Source organism: Porphyromonas sp. COT-052 OH4946, from assembly GCF_000765965.1.
Lineage (GTDB): Bacteria > Bacteroidota > Bacteroidia > Bacteroidales > Porphyromonadaceae > Porphyromonas > Porphyromonas gulae.
Genome location: NZ_JQZY01000014.1, coordinates 321,648 through 338,716, shown reverse-complemented (window position 1 = coordinate 338,716; position 17,069 = coordinate 321,648). Strand labels below are relative to the sequence as shown.

Genomic DNA, 17,069 nt, shown 5'->3' with positions numbered 1-17,069 from the left:
GCTTCAGCAGCGTTTTCGGCACACTTTTTTTGTGTCAGAAAGGAGCGATGGTAGCCTGCGATAGCCGTAAGTTACCGTAGCGATCCGGCATAAGGACAGTATTCTTATATCAAAAGGACGATTCGGCAAAAACGATGCTACTTGCCGATGGATTGGATGCGCCTTCGCACATCTTTGGAAATCTCCAAGAACATATAACCCGACTTGCCGGAATGAATATCGGCTTCGTTTTCCTGATATTTCTTGTTGGCATATTCTTTCGATTTCTCGAAAGTCAGTCTGGACATTTGATTTTGGGATTTGCCTATCATCGTCGAATCCAACTGCTCATCGGGGAAAAAGTCGTCCAAATCGACATCGCCGATCATCGTTGTCTCCAGAAACGTTTTTTCTTTTTTGGATATATCCGTGTAATAACCGACGAACATATGGCCGGGCATCCGAACGAGGATAGGTTCGATATTGATAGCCCGCAGCAGAGATGCAAAGAGTACGCTGCCATCTACGCAGTTGATCTGAGAGGACTCCAATGCATCATCGAATGTGCGTACACGCTGGGAGAGAACGACATTGCTGGACAAGCTGGAATTAGCTACCGAGCTGTAGCGGAACTGCCTTTTCTGCAATATATTCCAAAGAGCATACACTTGTCTGTCCACAGGATTCTGGGTGCTTTGGTAACCTGAGAAGCGATTGACGATACGCGTGTTGAGTGCCTCTCGCAGCAGCTTGTCGATTTTAGGGTTCTCTTCATTGACGTAGGCGGCAAAGAAGATCCCCGTTTCGCAGAATACCCGCCCTCCACTCATATAGCCCAAGAGACACTCGTTGAGACTTCTGACAGAGAATGTCCGCACCTGTTGTCCCCAGTCTGTACCATTTATTTCCACCTTTATCGCCACACTGACCGGTTCGGCTTGATTGTTATTGCGAAGGGCTTCGTACTTCCATATAATGTCGGGGTATATGGTATAGGTGGAGCCTGACTTATCCAAGACAAATTCCGAAACGGACTGGGAGAAAAAAGGCGTTTCGGCCACTTCCACACGCACGCGGCTGTTGGCTCTCCGCGTTTGCACCCGAATCCCTATGACGGACTTCGGATTGCCCACATATAAGCCCTCGACCGGTTTGATTACTTCCGCATCGGTCGTGGCTACGGACAGTATGGCAGAAGGGAAGATGTTGCCACCCAACTCATCGACAATCTCGAATCGCTGTCCATAACCGGAATAACGGAAGACCCAAACTCCGACTATTGCGAGAAGGAGTACGATGGAAGAGAGTAGTAACAGCCACTTGGGTTTGGTGCCGAGATATGCCATTGGAATTAGTTTTATCTGGGACGATTGGGAATGACTATATGCTACAAGAGAGCATCCTCATCGTTTGTTCAAAAGAGGAAGAAGACTACCATAGCCCTCTTTCTTCATATCCTCTTTGGGAATAAACCGAAGAGAGGCACTATTGATGCAATAACGGAGTCCGCCTTTCTCCAGTGGCCCGTCATTGAACAAGTGTCCCAAGTGGGCATCGCCGGTCGTACTACGCACTTCCGTACGAGTCATTCCGAAAGAACGATCGATACGCTCGGAAATCAGCTCTTTCCCTATCGGCTTGCTGAAGCTCGGCCACCCACAGCCGGAATCGAACTTATCGGTAGATAGAAATAGCGGTTCACCTGTAGTAACATCGACATAAATACCTTCTCGAAATTCATTCCAATACTCGTTGTCAAAAGCCGGTTCGGTGGCATTGTTGCGTGTGACGGCATACTGCTCAGGTGTAAGCCGGGTACGAAGATCCGTATCATCGGCCTTCTTATAGACTCTGGCATTAGGATCCGGGTTGGCTTTCCTCGCCAATTCGAATAAGGATGGATCGATATGGCAATAACCGCGAGGGTTATGATCCAAATAGTCTTGATGATAGTTTTCCGCAGGGTAGAAATTCTTGAGCGGCTCATTCTCGACAACAATGGGCTGATCGTATTTCGCAGCCAATTCGCTCAGTGCGGATGCAACGAGAGGAAGATCTTCTTGGTCCGTATAGTAAATACCCGTTCTATACTGAGAGCCGACATCGTTCCCTTGCCTGTTGAGGATTGTAGGATCTATGGTTTTGAAGAAGAGGTCGAGCAGCAGAGAGAGCGACACCTCGTTCGGATCATACTCGACCCTTACCGTCTCGGCGAATCCTGTGGCCTGGGAACAGACCTCTTCGTACGAAGGATCCTCTATATTGCCGTTGGCATACCCGACTTCCGTAGCTACGACGCCCCGTACTTGCTTGAAGAAGTGCTCGGTACCCCAGAAGCACCCACCGGCAAAGTATATTGTCTTCGTCTCGGGGATACTATCATTATGCTGTGCCGAGGGGGTACAGCTACCGGCACTAAGAGAGAAACTGAAAGCAGTCATACAGATTAGAATAAGAGAAAGGGACCTTAGAACAAATTGGATTGTTTTTCTCATGAGGATAGGGAACTGACAGATTGAAAAAGACAACAGGGCTATTCGTGATGATAGGGTTCATGATTGAGGATAGTCATAGCTCGATACACCTGCTCGGTGAAGAAGAGGCGGATCATCTGATGAGAGAAAGTCATTCGGCTGAGCGATATTCTATCGGTCACGGCCTCCTGCACAGCGGGGCTAAATCCGTATGGGCCTCCTATGACAAAGACCATCCGACGGGTGCCGGCCAGCATTTTCTTCTGCAAAAAGGCTGAAAACTCCATGCTGGAATACTCTCTGCCTCGCTCATCGAGCAATACGATACTATCCGACGGCCGAAAACGAGCGAGTATCTCCCGACCTTCGGCATCCTTTTGCTGCTCGGCAGAAAGCTTGCTGCCCAGACGGACATCGGGTATTACCTCCATTTCGAAAGAAACATAATGGCTCAGTCGACGAATGTATTCCTCCGTCGCCTGAGCCATTAGTTTACTGTCAGTCTTGCCAACAACAAGCAGTACGATCTTCATCAGAAAGGCAGATCATCCCCCGCATCGGCGTTGGAAGCCCAACCCGTTGCCGGCTGAGACGGTATGCTCGGTTGTTGCGTTGGAAAAGCCGGAGCACCGGCGGCCGGCATTTCCTGCGGCATCTGCTGCTGAACTTGCTGCCCGATATATCCGCGCTCCATGCGCCAAGCCTTCACATCGGTGTACCAACGGCCGTTGAACTCACGGCTCTCAATATCGACCCAGACCGTGACCTGATCGCCTACCTGATAGGAAGGATCAATGCGATCTCCCCACACGCTGAAGTGTATTTTTCGGGGATATTGATCCAGCGTTTCCAATATGTACTCCTGTTTTTTCCATTCCTTTCCGGATGCCTTGCCGACTCCCGAATTGAGCGGCAGTATCTGAATAAGCTGCCCTTGAATCTGAATATCCATATTTGTTTTGTTCTAAAATAGTTATCGTCGGTTTTCCATCGCTTCCGCCATGGCCTTATCGAAAACCTATGATGTGGCGTACTTCGACAAGAGTTCGTGCAGCACTTTCACGAGCACGCTCGGCTCCCTCGCGAACCACTCTGTCCAAAAATGCTTCATCCGCCTGAATCTCCAAGATTCGCTCCCTTATAGGAGTAGTAAAGGCGACAATGTCAGCGGCCAACTGCTTCTTGAGATCGCCATAGCGAATAGAGCAGTTATTATAGAGGTCGTCGAAATGGCGATAGACCTCATCCGAGGAAACGATACGGAGCATGGAGAAAAGATTTTTCACCGGCTCCGGCTTCACGCTGTTAGGAACTTCGGGACCGGCATCGGTCACGGCTTTCATAACCTTCTTGCTGATAGTCTTGGCATCGTCAGCCAAATAAATGGCATTGCCTTCGCTTTTGCCCATCTTGCCGGACCCATCCAAGCCCGGCACCTTCAACGCCGTTGCTCCCAGAGAGAACGATTCGGGTTCGGGGAAGAAGTCTACCTCATAGATCGTATTGAAACGGCGGGCAAACTTGCGTGCCATCTCCATGTTTTGCTCCTGATCTTTTCCGACAGGAACTTTCACGGCACGATGAATCAGAATGTCTGCTGCCATCAATGTCGGATATGTGAGCAGGCCGGCATTGACATTGTTCGGCTGCTTACGGGCCTTTTCCTTGAAGGATGTCGTTCGCTCCAACTCGCCCAAATACGCATTCATATTCAGATAGAGATAAAGCTCCAGTACCTCTCTCACATCGCTCTGTACATAGATTGTAGCCTTCTCCGGATCGATCCCGCAAGCCAAATATTCAGCCAGTATCGTACGCACATTGCGGACTATATTATCCGGATGCGGATGTGTGGTCAGCGAATGCCAATCAGCAATAAAGAAAAAGCAATTGTATCGATGCTGCATATCCAGAAAACTCCGAATAGCACCAAAGTAATTGCCCAAATGCAGATTGCCGGTCGGCCTGATACCGCTGACTACAGTTTCCATACACAAATCCTGTTTTATTTGTTTTCCGATGGTCGCAAAGATAGGGAAAAAGAAACTTTTTGTCCGTAAGTTAGAGTATTTTGCAGATCCTGCACATTCCGGCAATGCACCTTCAAGTCTGGCAAGGCTTGCTCGGCCGACAGAGAACCATCAGCCTCTCCGAAATTTCCATGAGGGTGTCAGAAGTCCATCCTTTCGGATGTCTGAAAGCCTTCGCTATTCGATGAAAAAATACGCGCCAAAAAAGTTTTCAACAACGAAGCTGAGTTTGGAATCATTCCAAATAAGCATCCGAAAGGAAGCGGATTTTGAGGTGAAAGAGAAAAGAAAGCGACCTTTTGGGACTTGCAATTCGCTTTGTGGAAGGTTGATTTGCGATTTATATATAAACCGTTTTCGATTTGTATATAGATTGTTTCTGATTTATATATAAATCCTTTTCGATTGATATATAGATTGATTGTCATTTGTATATAAATCGGATAGCTCAAAAGGTCCTTATCGAGGGCTGTGCCGAGTTCACTGTAGAACTCGGCGCATGCCTCTTTATTTGATGAGTGCTTTATGGAGGACCTGTTCCTTTTTATTTGTCTGGGACAACCTCCCCTTTATTCAAATGCCGGGATGTCGAATGTATCTGTCGGGGCGACAATGCCGACCGGAAGGATCTCGTGTGGGAGGTAATTTCAGTACTCATGATTTATTATCGTTTAGTCGTTTATTGAAAAGTAATTCTATTCGTTCGAAAGAGCGTTCGGTCGCAACATTAAGCTTCCCATAGCAACCTCTATCGGCCGGCAAATATAGCATAAAGTCGAAATCCGAGGGAATCGTAATCTGTACATTCCATTGCCAAGAGCAACGGCCTGCCTATTTTATCCGTGGGTCTATCTGTTTGGTGATATGTGAAGGGTGAAAAGGTGTTTAAGATTCGGCAAAAATAGTGTAGCTTTGCAATCTAAGTTTTTTGAGAATGTCCGCACAGACTTTTTTCTTCAAGCTACTGTTGCCTGCTTTGCTCCTTTGCACAGGAGTCGTTTCGGCACAAACCAACGTTGCTTCCTATGAGCCTGTTCGCTACAATGGAGAAGGGATTGTCTATGCCCTCCCACAGACTCGCATCGTCGTACGGGCACAATTAGAACGTACTATCCACAAGCCCGGACCGCTCCATCTCTATGCCCAAAGGTACTTCGGACAGGAGGCGAGTGGAGAACCGACCATCCATTACCGTTTGGGTAGAGTGATAGCCCAATCGGTGGGGGTACCCGATTTCGATCATGAATATATAGTAGAGTTCCGTGCCGGTACGGTGGCAGACTTCGTAACCCTCAACAAAAGAGGTGTCATAGTCGGCATCAATGCCGACAGACAAGACCTGCCGTCGCCATGTCCGGACACTCTCTTCCGCTTGCCGATAATACAGCCCGACATAGAAAAACGTCCTGCTTTGCCTCAGGAATATACCGTGGCAGGCACGAAAGGAAAGCAAGCGGAGATCGCCGCAGCCCAAGTATTCCGCATACGTGAGAGCCTGATGGATTTGCTGACCGGTCAGGCTGAGAATATGCCCAAGGATGGAGCAGCTTTGCAGCTGATGACACAAGAGCTGAAAGCACAGGAAGCTGCTCTGCTGGAATTATTCTACGGAAAGGAAGAGATTGCATGGGAAGAACGATCATGGACTATTGAACCCAAAAACAATATAAAAGGACAAATCCTTTTTCGATTCTCTCCACTTAGAGGGGTAGTCGATTCGGACGATCTTTCGGGAGAACCGGTTAGCTTCAGCCTTCGCATCACGGACAAGGCTCCGGAAATGGACGAAAAAGAGGTGGTCAAGTATGAAAAGAGTCTCAAGGGTATCGTATACAATCTGCCCGGAGCAGCTCGCATTACATTGGAACACAACCGCAAACTGCTCTTCGATGAAGAGCTTCCTATCACACAATTTGGCCGTAGACAGGCCTTAGCTCCCAAAATGTTCCGCGACAAGGGTCCGGCTATCCGCGTCGTATTCGATGAAAATACGGGAGCCATCCGTCAAATCAACGAAAACAAATAATAATCAACCATTAAAACGATTTCTTATGCTAAAGAATCACCCTAAAGGACTGATCGGGGCAGCCCTCTCTAATATGGGCGAACGCTTCGGTTTCTACATCATGATGGCAATTCTGGCTCTCTTCCTTGTGAGCAAATTCGGTCTCGAAAAAACAGAAGCCACCACTATCTATGCTACTTTTTATGCGCTGATTTATCTTTTGGCCTTGGCCGGAGGGTACATTGCTGACAAAACGAAGAAGTACAAGGGAACCATCTTTGCCGGTCTTATGCTCATGACTCTCGGCTACGCGATGATCGCTATCCCTACACCTACACCGGTGCCTAATTTTGCGCTTTATCTGACGCTTACCTGTATTGGCTTGTTTGTTATAGCCTTTGGTAATGGCCTATTCAAGGGCAATCTGCAGGCTGTGGTAGGGCAGATGTATGATGACCCTCGTTATTCCGACAAGCGTGATACCGGATTCCAAATCTTCTATATGTTCATCAATGTTGGAGCCCTTTTTGCTCCGATGATTGCAACAGGTATCCGTAATGGTTGGGTTCAAAGTCATGGATTCGAATATGACCCGGACCTACCTGCCCTTTGTCATAAGCTCATCAATGGTACCATTACTCCCGAAGCGATGGAGACATTCAAACGCATTGCAGGAGAGGTAAGTGGTGGAACTGTAACGGACTTCTCTGCCTTTGCAAACGAATATCTCAATATCTTCAACACCGGATTCCATTATGCATTTGCTGCAGCAATCGTTGCAATGTTTATCTCTATTGCAATTTACATTGCCAATAAGAAGAAACTTCCCGACCCCAGCAAGAAAGCAGCAGCTACGGCAGAAGCCAAAGCGGAAATCCAAATGAGCAGCACGGAAATACGTCAGCGCATCTATGCTCTCTTTGCTGTATTCGCAGTAGTTATCTTCTTCTGGTTCTCATTCCATCAGAATGGTGTTACGCTTACATTCTTTGCAAATGACTACACGGATTTGAGTATGATCGACATCAATTTGGGATTCACTCGAATCAAAGGTGCCGAAATCTTCCAGTCATTCAATCCGTTCTTCGTTGTATTCCTGACGCCTATCATCATCGGTATTTTCGGATGGCTACGCTCTAAAGGTATCGAACCTTCTACTCCGAAGAAAATTGCTATCGGTATGGGAATCGCTGCATTGGCTTTTGTGATTATGTCCATCGGTTCAGTAGGTCTGCCTACTTCTGCCGAGCGTGAGGCTTTAGGCGGACTTACGAACGCACAGCGCGTTACACCTTTCTTGCTGATCGGAACTTATTTGATCCTTACCATTGCAGAATTGTTCATCAGTCCTCTCGGATTGTCATTCGTGTCAAAAGTAGCACCTCCTCACCTTCAAGCTGTGATGCAGGGCTGCTGGTTGGGAGCTACCGCTTTGGGCAATCAGCTTCTCATTATCGGTACGATTATGTATGAGAACATTCCTATCTGGGCTACTTGGGCTGTATTCGTGGTAGCATGTCTCATTTCCATGTTCACGATGTTGGCCATGGTTAAGTGGCTGGAGCGAGTAGCGAAGTAATATACGTCTGTTAAGACCGACGCTTCCTGGAGGCTGTCTCATCTCGATGAGGCAGCCTCTTTTATATTCTATTGTTTTCGGCTTGAGCGGCAATAGCATCGTGGCTGTAGGGCGATTAGTTTCTATTGCCGGAGCTTCTTTCTACTTTTGTCGCGGATGCAGACCGGAAAGGATCTGCTCCGCTTCCACATATGATTCAGACGATCGAAAACAGACTGATAAACGGTGGCGAACTAACTTTTGAGGAAGCCCTCCTGCTGGCTTCCTCTGTCGATAAGGAAACTCTCTACGAGACTGCACATCGGATCACCCGACATTTCATGGGTGATAAGTTCGACACCTGCTCCATCATCAATGCCAAGAGCGGCAACTGCCCCGAAGACTGTAAATGGTGCGCTCAGAGCCACCATTATGCCACTTCGATAGAGAGATACGGACTTCTTACGGCCACGGTTTGCGCCGAACAGGCCGCTTACAACAGGCGGCAAGGTATCGGGCGCTTCTCCCTTGTGGCCAGCGGACGCACTGCGTCTATGAACGAGATAAGGCAGATGGCCGAAAGCTATCGTGCCATCAAGCAACGAACGGACATCAAATGCTGCGCCTCCTTAGGACTGCTCTCCGAGGAGAAACTACAGATATTATTCGACAACGGGGTGACCACCTACCACTGCAATATGGAGACGGCTCCGAGTTTCTTCCCCTCCCTGTGCAGCACCCACACGCAGGACGAAAAGCTCGCCACCATCCGAGCGGCACGCCGTGTGGGAATGCGTGTATGCAGTGGCGGAATCATCGGCATGGGGGAGACGATGGAGCAGCGGATCGAATTTGCTTTCTTCCTGCGCAGCATCGATGTCTACTCCATCCCGATCAATATCCTGCAGCCGATCCCCGGCACTCCGCTGGAGAAAACTCCGCCCCTGACCGAAGAGGAGTACCTGACGACGGTGGCACTGTTCCGGCTGATCAATCCTCGAGCTTTTCTTCGCTTTTCGGGAGGACGGGCACAACTAAGCCCTGCCGTTCAGCGCAAGGCTATATATATAGGTATCAACGCAGCCATTACGGGCGACCTCCTCACCACAACGGGAAGCAAAGCCGCTGAGGATATGCAGCTCGCGAAGGAATGCGGATTTCAAGTGACCAACGATACAGACTGGGAGGTAAGCTATGACCATTGACGAAATGCTGCAATTGGATCGCAACCACCTTTGGCATCCCTATACATCGACCATAGATCCATTGCCCGTATTCCCCGTGAAGCGAGCCGAGGGAGTACGCATCTATCTGGAAGACGGCCGCGAACTGATCGACGGCATGAGTTCGTGGTGGGCGGCCATACACGGCTATAATCATCCGCGGCTGAATGCCGCCGTAGAACGGCAACTTCGGGAGATGAGCCATATCATGTTCGGCGGTTTCACCCATCGCCCGGCTGTAGAATTGGCCGAACTGCTTCTGAGCATCCTGCCGTCCGAGCTGAATAAAATCTTCTATGCCGACAGCGGTTCCGTGGCTGTGGAGGTAGCCATGAAAATGACTCTCCAATATCAGCAAGCCTGCGGACAGAGCAGGCGTACCCGATTCGCCACGATCCGCTCGGGCTACCACGGCGATACGTGGCACGCCATGAGCGTATGCGATCCCGTCACCGGTATGCATGGCATTTTCTCGGGAGCCTTGCCCGTACAGTATTTCCTGCCACAGCCGAAGAGCCGCTTCGGAGGCGAATGGCTGCCGGCGGATATGGAGCCGCTCCGAGATCTCCTCTCCGAAAAGGGAGCGGAGCTGGCAGCCCTCATCCTCGAACCCATCGTGCAGGGAGCCGGCGGTATGTATTTCTACCATCCCCGGTATCTCGTCGAAGCTCGCAGACTCTGCTCCGAAGCCGGCGTATTGCTGATATTCGATGAGATAGCTACCGGATTCGGCCGCACGGGCGAACTGTTTGCTCTCCGGCATGCTGCTACGGTACCGGACATTCTCTGCCTCGGCAAGTCATTGACCGGCGGCTATATGACTCTCTCTGCTACGATCACGACCGAAGCGATAGCTCGGACGATATGTTCGGGCGAAGCCGGCTGTTTCATGCACGGCCCCACGTTCATGGGCAATCCGCTGGCCTGTGCCGTAGCGACCGAAAGCATCCGCCTGCTGCTCGAAAGCCCTTGGCAGGAACGAGTCAAGACCATCGAAGCACAGCTGCGCGAAGAGTTGTCACCGGCCATTTCGTTCGATAGCGTGGCCGAAGTACGGGTGCTCGGAGCCATCGGCGTAGTGGAGATGAAGCAGCCCGTGGATATGGCCACGCTACAGCAGCGATTCGTCCGAGAAGGAATCTGGGTGCGCCCCTTCGGCCGTCTCTGCTATCTGGAGCCACCCTTCATCATATCGCCGGAAGATCTTCGCACCCTCACGCACGGACTTCTCCGCGTACTCAGTCAGGATTGATCCATGTCATTTGTCCGATAACCCCACGATTTGTGCCTGATTCGAGGGGGGGGGAGTCGGCGAATATGCCAATACTTCCGTACGAGTTTGACATTTGCTCTCCGCGTGCCGATTAGTGCCTGCCGGCTTCTCTTTCTGAGATCCCGTTTAACGAGCATTCGAACAATCGCAACCTTGCCCATACGTCCCAAAAATCTGCCGATTGCGGTCTGAGTTTTCCGGAAAAATGGCTCGAGATTTTTTTCGTTCCGGCGCGTAAATTTTTTACTTCCCGCGCCGGCGCGAAAAAGTTTACGCGCCATGTTTTTAGACGTCACAAACACGAAAATTCCGGGGCGTAAACGACCGAACCGGCAGGAACCTGCCGCCACTGAAAAACTCTCAGACAATTTCCTCCGAAACGACACAGCCTCTCAAAGGCAGATCGGCCTGTGCCATGTCCTTCAAAAGAGGGGCCATTTGATTGTCTCCAAGAGTATTACTCGTTGTTTCCGGATTTGTAAGGTTTATACGCGGGTTCTTTATTTTTCCTATCTTTGCAGCGTTTTTGATGACTCATGGCCTCCGGCTTCAGGCGGCAGGTGTGATGGGAAATTAGGACAAGACTAATTTTGAGTAACACAAACAAGAAAAGAAAATGAAAACATTTCAACTGACTGGTACTCCTCGTGCCGAATTCGGAAAGAAGGCTGCCAAGGCCATTCGCAAAGAAGATCAGATCCCTGCCGTTCTCTATGGCGGAAAAGGAGAAGGCGTAAACCTTATCGTATCGCAGGATGCCGTGCGCAATCTGATCTACTCACCTGAGATCTTCCTCGTGGAGCTGACCGTGGAAGGCAGTGGCTCATACAAGGCTATCCTGAAGGAAATACAATTCCATCCGGTGACAGACCGTATCATCCACATCGACTTCCTGCAGGTAACGGACGAAAAGCCTGTGGTAATGGAAGTACCTGTAGTCCTTACCGGACACGCTGAAGGTGTGAAGGCAGGGGGTAAGTTGAGCTTGGAAATGCGTAAGCTCAAGGTGAAAGCTCTCTACAGCGAGATCCCCGAGAAACTGAATATCGACGTTTCCAACTTGCAGCTCGGCAAGACGATACAGGTGGGTGAACTCCACTTCGAAGGTCTGACCCTGATGAATGCAAAGAACGCCGTGGTATGTGCCGTGAAGCTGACTCGTGCAGCCCGTGGTGCAGCCGTGAAGAAACAGTAAAAAAACGTACAGAAGCAAGACGGAGCTTCGATCGAAGTTCCGGCTTTCTCATAATGAAGGAGAGCCGCCCCCTGATACCCCTGACGCGGGGCTACGGAGGCGGCTCTTCCGTATTCGAGAGTCCTATCTTACTCATAGCATATGAAATACCTGATCGTCGGTCTTGGCAATATCGGTGGAGAGTACAACGGTACGCGACATAACGTGGGCTTCCGGATGGTGAATGCTCTGGCCGAAGACGGCGGCGTGCAGTTCGTGGAAGCTCGTTACGGAGCGATAGCCCGTATGCGTGTGAAGAATGCGGAGCTGATCCTGCTGAAACCGAATACATATATGAATCTGAGTGGCAATGCCGTTCGCTACTGGATGCAACAGGAGAATATCCCTCGCGAACAGGTGCTCGTCCTTGTGGACGATTTGGCTTTGCCTTTCGGTACTTTGCGGCTGAAACCCAAAGGAAGCGATGCGGGGCATAACGGACTGAAGAACATTGCCGAGGTGATGGGATCGGTCGATTATGCCCGTCTGCGTTTCGGCTTGGGCCATGAGTTCGCCAAAGGAAGGCAGGTGGACTTCGTTCTCGGCCGTTTTACCCCCGAAGAGGAGGAGAAGCTGCCGGAGCTGACCAAGCATGCCGTGGAGATCATCAAGAGCTTTTGCTTGGCCGGCATCCAAAGGACGATGAACCAGTACAACTAAAGAGAGATGGAAGAGGTAAGGATAGACCGTTGGATGTGGGCTACACGTATCTTCAAGACACGAACGATAGCCACGGATGCCTGCAAGAAGAGCCGCGTGACGGTGAACGGACTGCAAGCCAAGCCTTCGCGCATGGTACGTGTAGGCGACGTCATTCAGGTAAGGAAACCTCCGGTGACCTACTCCTTTCGCATTCTGGCTTTGGCTCAGAATCGGATGGGTGCCAAGCTGGTGAAGGACTTTCTGGAGAATATCACTCCTCCCGAAGAGTACGAGATACTCGAGATGCAGCGCATTTCGGGCTTCGTGGATAGGGCCAAAGGTACCGGGCGTCCGACCAAAAAGGATAGGCGAGAGCTGGAGCAGTTTAGCGAAGAGATGCCGCATCAGCAGTATTCATTCGAGTCGTTCGATTGGGATGAAGAAGATTTTTCCGAAGACTGAGGCCCCCTTTTCTGAGGATAACGGCACGCATTCTCCGATCGAATTCGAGGCCGTCATCCGAAAGGTGGCCGATATGGATGCCGCATACGTAGAGATTCCATTCGACGTCAAAGCAGTATATGGCAAAGGGCGTGTGAGGGTCAAGGCTACTTTCGACGGTTATCCCTATACGGGGTCTATCGTTCGTATGGGCTTGCCCTGTCACATACTCGGTCTGCGGCAGGATATTAGGCGAGCCATAGGCAAGCAGCCGGGGGATAGCGTGCGTGTTACCCTCCTACCTGTCTGAAATGATTGCTATCGCTTCCTGCAGATAGCTTGTCTGTGGGAGTCGGCAGAAGTGAAGAATAGTCCTTGCACGATGGATGGATACGGATCCTCTTTCGACTGCAAGGCGGAAATAAATGATTAAGTTTGTTTTGTCTCCGTTGTGTGTAGATGCTATTCGCCGGAGATACTGTCACATTAAGTTCAGCTTATTATTATGGCAAAGAGTGCACTACATTTGGCGCGGATGTCCTACCGGCCTAAAATGCCTGCGTCTCTGCAGGGAGCAGTGAAGATAATAGAAGGAGAAGCTACGGAGGCGGTTTCGGACAAAGAAGAGATTGCTGCTATTTTCCCCCATACATACGGCTTGCCGCTTATTTCTTTCGCATCCGGAGGAGAGCGGACGGAGTATCCTCCTACGAATGTGGGGGTTATCCTCTCGGGCGGGCAGGCACCGGGCGGACACAATGTGATAGCCGGCCTGTTCGATGAGATGAAGTTGCTCAACCCCGACAGCCGGCTCTTCGGATTTCTTATGGGGCCGGATGGTCTGATAGAGCATAAGTATCGCGAACTGACTGCTGAGGTAATAGATGAATACCGCAATACGGGGGGCTTCGACATGATCGGCTCCGGACGCACCAAGCTGGACAAGCCCGAACAGTTCGAAGCCGGACTGGAGATATTGCGAGAGCTGGACATCAAGGCATTGGTCATCATCGGTGGCGACGACTCCAACACCAACGCCTGTATCCTGGCCGAATACTATGCTTCGATCGATGCCGGAATACAAGTGATCGGCTGTCCGAAGACGATCGACGGCGACTTGAAAAACAAACAGATAGAAACCTCTTTCGGCTTCGACACGGCTGCCAAAGTCTATAGCGAACTGATCGGTAATATCCAGCGCGATTGCAATTCGGCTCGGAAGTACTGGCATTTCATCAAACTGATGGGGCGTTCGGCATCTCATATTACACTGGAGTGCGCCCTCCAGACCCACCCCAATATCTGTATCGTATCCGAAGAGGTGGAGGCCAACAATTACTATCTGGACGATGTGGTGACCTATATCGCCGAGACCGTGGTGCGTCGCTCAGAGGCAGGAATGAACTTCGGGACGGTACTGATCCCGGAGGGATTGATCGAATTCCTGCCGGCCATGAAGAGGTTGATCAAGGAGCTGAATGAGTTTCTTTCCCAAAATGATGCCGAATTCAAGCTCATCAAACGTTCGGCGCAGAGACAGTATATCAAAAACAAACTCAGTCCCGAAAACTCCCGCCTGTACGACAGCTTGCCGGCAGATGTGGCTCGGCAGTTGATTGCCGACCGCGATCCTCACGGCAATGTACAGGTGTCGCTCATCGCCACCGAGAAGCTCTTGGCGGATATGACGGCTCAGAAGCTGGCCGAATGGGCGGAAGAAGGACGATTCCAAGGACGCTTCAGCACCCTCACCCACTTCTTCGGCTACGAAGGACGCTGTGCCATGCCTTCCAACTTCGATGCCAACTACTGCTACTGCCTCGGACGTGCAGCTTCTATCCTGATCGCTGCAGGCAAGACTGGCTACATGGCTGCGATCAAGAATACGGCAGACCCTGTATCCGAATGGGAAGCCGGTGGCGTGCCCATGACGATGATGATGAATATGGAGCGTAGGAGCGGAAAGATGAAGCCCGTGATTCGAAAAGCGCTGGTGGATATGGACGGCGAACCGTACCGAGCATTGCGCGAGATGCGTCGCGAATGGGCGTTGAGCACCGAGTATGTTTACCCCGGCCCGATACAGTTCTTCGGACCGGAGCATGTGTGCGACAGCCCTACCATGACGCTCCGCTTGGAAAAGAACGGCCGCTGACGGCACGTACATTATTCCGCCAAATAAGTGCTTGTCTCTGTTTGTGTTGTTGAAAAAAATGTTTTTCTTTGCAATAAGTCTCATCTAAAAGAATAGCCTATCGACGCATCTCTACCTTCTGAACAATAAATAAAGAGGATTCTCCTATGAGTAGTTTCCACAAGCTGACCGATGATGAATTGGTCGGCCTTTATACAGAAGGATGCGATGAGGCTTTCGATGTCATACTGTCCCGGTATGATGCTGTAGTTCATACTTACATCCGTTTTTCCGTGAACGACGCCGATTTGGCGGAGGATATCTTTCAGGACACTTTTATCAAAGTGATCCACACGCTTCGTCGCGGACAATACATTCCTGCCGGTAAATTCAAAGCTTGGCTGTTACGCTTGGCGCACAACCTCGTCATGGATCACTATCGTAGGGTCAAAGGGGAAGGCGCGAGAGTACAGTCTTTCGATGATGACGATGCCGCTCCGGTAGAAAAGGTGGCGGACAGCAATCTGACGGCAGAAGAGCAACTGATCGAGCTGGCTACCATCGAAGAGTTGGAACAGTATCTGAGTGTCCTGCCCGAAGTGCAGCAGGAAGTCGTGAGAATGCGCTACTGGGAGGACATGAGCTTCCGAGAGATTGCAGATGTCACCGGAGTAAGCATCAATACGGCACTCGGTCGCATGCGGTATGCGCTGATCAATCTGCGCAAAATGATGGGCATGTCGGCTTAGCCGATATTCCTCATACAATAATAAACCAGTCGTAAGCGTTCTCTAAAAGGATGGAAAGAAGGAGAACGACTCCTTTCATCCTTAACTCTTTTGGCGAGTATGCTTATGACAGACATCTACCGTATTCTTGATCGCAAGAAGCTGCAAATCGTTTTCGATGCAGCGGAAGAGCGATGCGGCCTCAGACACAAACAAATCCTTGACAAGCTCAAACTTATGGCCCGTTCACGTTGCTCGTGATAGCAGTTGTTTCCTTTTCCGTACAAGTAATAAGGAATAGCGTTTCGGAGCATCCCCTACTGGAAAGATATAGCGGCCGAAGCTGTACAGAGGTATGAAAACCTGTACAGTTTCGGCTGCTCCCTTTGTGGATAATCGTAACTTTGCAGCATTACATATAAAAAAGAGTTTTTAGAAACCGATGAAACCCACACTTTTTGTCTTGGCTGCGGGTATGGGCAGCCGCTATGGTAGTCTCAAGCAACTGGACGGCATAGGCCCCGGTGGCGATACGATCATGGACTATTCCGTCTACGATGCCATTCGTGCCGGATTCGGTCGGCTGGTCTTTGTCATCCGTCATTCGTTCGAAAAAGAATTTCGCGAAAAAATCCTGACCAAGTACGAAGGCCGTATCCCCGTCGAGTTGGTCTTTCAGGAATTGGATCGGTTGCCGGAAGGATTCTCTTGTCCGGAAGGGCGCGAGAAACCATGGGGAACGAATCACGCCGTTCTGATGGGACGGGATGCGATTCGCGAACCTTTTGCCGTCATCAATGCGGACGATTTCTATGGACGCAACGGCTTCGAAGTTCTAGCTCGTAAGCTCATGACGCTGGAGGGTAAGCAAGGCGAATACTGCATGGTCGGCTACCGTGTTGGTAATACCCTGAGCGAAAGCGGCGGCGTTTCGCGTGGAGTATGCCAGGTAGACGAAAAACATTTGCTCACCGGTGTGGTGGAGCGTACTGGTATCGAGCGCATAGACGGTACTATCTCATTCCGAGATGAGACTGGAAAGATCTGTACGCTGGCAGAGGATGCACCCGTTTCGATGAATATGTGGGGATTTACTCCTGACTACTTCGACTATTCGGAAGAACTGTTCATCAACTTCCTGAACGCTCATGGACAGGAGCTGAAGAGCGAGTTCTTCATCCCTTATGTTGTGAACGATCTTATTAGCACCGGTCGAGCTTCGGTCGAAGTCCTCGATACGACTGCTCAATGGTTCGGTGTCACTTATTCGGCTGATCGCCCCAATGTCGTAGCCAAGCTACGGGAGCTGACAGAAGCCGGAGAATACCCAACGAAATTGTTTTAACGC

Annotated in this window: 19 protein-coding genes; 13 read left to right on the top strand and 6 right to left on the bottom strand. The window is 50.3% G+C overall.

The window, feature by feature from the left end:
- Window positions 1-137 precede the first annotated feature (137 nt).
- The 5 genes from HQ50_RS06485 to trpS all read right to left on the bottom strand — a co-directional run bounded on the left by HQ50_RS06485 (window position 138) and on the right by trpS (window position 4,444).
- A complete protein-coding gene (locus HQ50_RS06485; protein ID WP_052074903.1) occupies window positions 138-1,325 on the bottom strand; it encodes a hypothetical protein in 1,188 nt (395 codons plus the stop codon).
- 57 nt (window positions 1,326-1,382) lie between these two features.
- On the bottom strand, window positions 1,383-2,420 hold the full coding sequence (gene msrA, locus HQ50_RS06480; RefSeq protein ID WP_018965792.1) for a peptide-methionine (S)-S-oxide reductase MsrA: 1,038 nt from the start codon (window positions 2,418-2,420) through the stop codon (window positions 1,383-1,385).
- 92 nt (window positions 2,421-2,512) lie between these two features.
- Window positions 2,513-2,986 carry a 23S rRNA (pseudouridine(1915)-N(3))-methyltransferase RlmH gene (gene rlmH, locus HQ50_RS06475; protein ID WP_039429200.1) on the bottom strand — a complete coding sequence of 158 codons (474 nt, stop codon included), beginning with the start codon at window positions 2,984-2,986 and terminating at the stop codon, window positions 2,513-2,515.
- Window positions 2,986-3,405, bottom strand: a complete 420-nt coding sequence (locus HQ50_RS06470) for a DUF3127 domain-containing protein (RefSeq protein WP_018965790.1) — start codon at window positions 3,403-3,405, stop codon at window positions 2,986-2,988. Before HQ50_RS06470 ends, rlmH begins: the two co-directional genes overlap by 1 nt.
- A gap of 55 nt (window positions 3,406-3,460) precedes the next feature.
- Window positions 3,461-4,444 (bottom strand): tryptophan--tRNA ligase, encoded by a 984-nt coding sequence (gene trpS, locus HQ50_RS06465; RefSeq protein WP_039429199.1) that lies wholly within the window; start codon window positions 4,442-4,444, stop codon window positions 3,461-3,463.
- Between the two features lie 973 nt (window positions 4,445-5,417).
- On the opposite strand from trpS, the gene HQ50_RS06455 reads away from it, so the two are divergent.
- The 4 genes from HQ50_RS06455 (at window position 5,418) to bioA (ending at window position 10,521) form a co-directional block, all read left to right on the top strand.
- Entirely contained in the window at window positions 5,418-6,509 is a 1,092-nt protein-coding gene (locus HQ50_RS06455) for a DUF4831 family protein (RefSeq protein WP_039429196.1), read from the top strand.
- 25 nt (window positions 6,510-6,534) lie between these two features.
- Complete coding sequence (locus HQ50_RS06450; protein WP_018965208.1) at window positions 6,535-8,067, top strand: peptide MFS transporter; 1,533 nt, start codon at window positions 6,535-6,537, stop codon at window positions 8,065-8,067.
- 191 nt (window positions 8,068-8,258) lie between these two features.
- Entirely contained in the window at window positions 8,259-9,251 is a 993-nt protein-coding gene (gene bioB / locus HQ50_RS06445; RefSeq protein ID WP_039429194.1) for a biotin synthase BioB, read from the top strand.
- Window positions 9,241-10,521, top strand: coding sequence for an adenosylmethionine--8-amino-7-oxononanoate transaminase (gene bioA / locus HQ50_RS06440; protein ID WP_039429193.1), 1,281 nt, complete (start codon window positions 9,241-9,243; stop codon window positions 10,519-10,521). The genes bioB and bioA overlap by 11 nt, the downstream gene beginning before the upstream one ends.
- 112 nt (window positions 10,522-10,633) lie before the next feature.
- On the opposite strand, the gene HQ50_RS12155 is transcribed toward bioA, so the two are convergent.
- Entirely contained in the window at window positions 10,634-10,759 is a 126-nt protein-coding gene (locus tag HQ50_RS12155; RefSeq protein WP_235314710.1) for a hypothetical protein, read from the bottom strand.
- Between HQ50_RS12155 and HQ50_RS12590 the strand changes: the two genes are divergently transcribed.
- The 9 genes from HQ50_RS12590 (at window position 10,731) to HQ50_RS06400 (ending at window position 17,066) form a co-directional block, all read left to right on the top strand.
- Entirely contained in the window at window positions 10,731-10,862 is a 132-nt protein-coding gene (locus HQ50_RS12590; RefSeq protein WP_369684642.1) for a DUF1661 domain-containing protein, read from the top strand. The genes HQ50_RS12155 and HQ50_RS12590 overlap by 29 nt on opposite strands.
- Before the next feature lie 296 nt (window positions 10,863-11,158).
- Complete coding sequence (locus tag HQ50_RS06430; protein ID WP_018965213.1) at window positions 11,159-11,737, top strand: 50S ribosomal protein L25/general stress protein Ctc; 579 nt, start codon at window positions 11,159-11,161, stop codon at window positions 11,735-11,737.
- Between the two features lie 141 nt (window positions 11,738-11,878).
- Complete coding sequence (gene pth, locus HQ50_RS06425; protein ID WP_039425115.1) at window positions 11,879-12,436, top strand: aminoacyl-tRNA hydrolase; 558 nt, start codon at window positions 11,879-11,881, stop codon at window positions 12,434-12,436.
- 6 nt (window positions 12,437-12,442) lie between these two features.
- A complete protein-coding gene (locus HQ50_RS06420) occupies window positions 12,443-12,880 on the top strand; it encodes an RNA-binding S4 domain-containing protein (protein ID WP_018965215.1) in 438 nt (145 codons plus the stop codon).
- Window positions 12,855-13,169: a DUF1905 domain-containing protein gene (locus HQ50_RS06415; protein WP_018965216.1), complete on the top strand. Its 315-nt coding sequence runs from the start codon at window positions 12,855-12,857 to the stop codon at window positions 13,167-13,169. The genes HQ50_RS06420 and HQ50_RS06415 overlap by 26 nt, the downstream gene beginning before the upstream one ends.
- 195 nt (window positions 13,170-13,364) lie before the next feature.
- Window positions 13,365-15,014: a diphosphate--fructose-6-phosphate 1-phosphotransferase gene (locus tag HQ50_RS06410; RefSeq protein ID WP_039420029.1), complete on the top strand. Its 1,650-nt coding sequence runs from the start codon at window positions 13,365-13,367 to the stop codon at window positions 15,012-15,014.
- Window positions 15,015-15,160: 146 nt separating this feature from the next.
- Window positions 15,161-15,742: an RNA polymerase sigma factor gene (locus HQ50_RS06405; protein ID WP_039420030.1), complete on the top strand. Its 582-nt coding sequence runs from the start codon at window positions 15,161-15,163 to the stop codon at window positions 15,740-15,742.
- Between the two features lie 105 nt (window positions 15,743-15,847).
- The gene (locus tag HQ50_RS12380; protein ID WP_255327691.1) at window positions 15,848-15,982 is read left to right on the top strand and encodes a hypothetical protein; all 135 of its coding nucleotides are present in this window, start codon (window positions 15,848-15,850) and stop codon (window positions 15,980-15,982) included.
- A gap of 181 nt (window positions 15,983-16,163) precedes the next feature.
- The gene (locus tag HQ50_RS06400) at window positions 16,164-17,066 is read left to right on the top strand and encodes a nucleotidyltransferase (protein ID WP_039429190.1); all 903 of its coding nucleotides are present in this window, start codon (window positions 16,164-16,166) and stop codon (window positions 17,064-17,066) included.
- The last annotated feature ends 3 nt before the right edge of the window (window positions 17,067-17,069 follow it).

Excerpts from the sequence above, each read along its gene's own strand:
- HQ50_RS06485 (WP_052074903.1), bottom strand. The coding sequence starts at position 1,325 with ATGGCATATCTCGGCACCAAACCCAAGTGGCTGTTACTACTCTCTTCC.
- bioA (WP_039429193.1), top strand. The coding sequence starts at position 9,241 with ATGACCATTGACGAAATGCTGCAATTGGATCGCAACCACCTTTGGCAT.
- HQ50_RS06415 (WP_018965216.1), top strand. The coding sequence starts at position 12,855 with ATGAAGAAGATTTTTCCGAAGACTGAGGCCCCCTTTTCTGAGGATAAC.
- HQ50_RS06470 (WP_018965790.1), bottom strand. The coding sequence starts at position 3,405 with ATGGATATTCAGATTCAAGGGCAGCTTATTCAGATACTGCCGCTCAAT.
- HQ50_RS06455 (WP_039429196.1), top strand. The coding sequence starts at position 5,418 with ATGTCCGCACAGACTTTTTTCTTCAAGCTACTGTTGCCTGCTTTGCTC.
- HQ50_RS06400 (WP_039429190.1), top strand. The coding sequence starts at position 16,164 with ATGAAACCCACACTTTTTGTCTTGGCTGCGGGTATGGGCAGCCGCTAT.
- msrA (WP_018965792.1), bottom strand. The coding sequence starts at position 2,420 with ATGACTGCTTTCAGTTTCTCTCTTAGTGCCGGTAGCTGTACCCCCTCG.
- bioB (WP_039429194.1), top strand. The coding sequence starts at position 8,259 with ATGATTCAGACGATCGAAAACAGACTGATAAACGGTGGCGAACTAACT.
- HQ50_RS06410 (WP_039420029.1), top strand. The coding sequence starts at position 13,365 with ATGGCAAAGAGTGCACTACATTTGGCGCGGATGTCCTACCGGCCTAAA.
- HQ50_RS06430 (WP_018965213.1), top strand. The coding sequence starts at position 11,159 with ATGAAAACATTTCAACTGACTGGTACTCCTCGTGCCGAATTCGGAAAG.
- HQ50_RS06405 (WP_039420030.1), top strand. The coding sequence starts at position 15,161 with ATGAGTAGTTTCCACAAGCTGACCGATGATGAATTGGTCGGCCTTTAT.
- trpS (WP_039429199.1), bottom strand. The coding sequence starts at position 4,444 with ATGGAAACTGTAGTCAGCGGTATCAGGCCGACCGGCAATCTGCATTTG.
- HQ50_RS12380 (WP_255327691.1), top strand. The coding sequence starts at position 15,848 with ATGACAGACATCTACCGTATTCTTGATCGCAAGAAGCTGCAAATCGTT.
- HQ50_RS06450 (WP_018965208.1), top strand. The coding sequence starts at position 6,535 with ATGCTAAAGAATCACCCTAAAGGACTGATCGGGGCAGCCCTCTCTAAT.
- rlmH (WP_039429200.1), bottom strand. The coding sequence starts at position 2,986 with ATGAAGATCGTACTGCTTGTTGTTGGCAAGACTGACAGTAAACTAATG.
- HQ50_RS06420 (WP_018965215.1), top strand. The coding sequence starts at position 12,443 with ATGGAAGAGGTAAGGATAGACCGTTGGATGTGGGCTACACGTATCTTC.
- pth (WP_039425115.1), top strand. The coding sequence starts at position 11,879 with ATGAAATACCTGATCGTCGGTCTTGGCAATATCGGTGGAGAGTACAAC.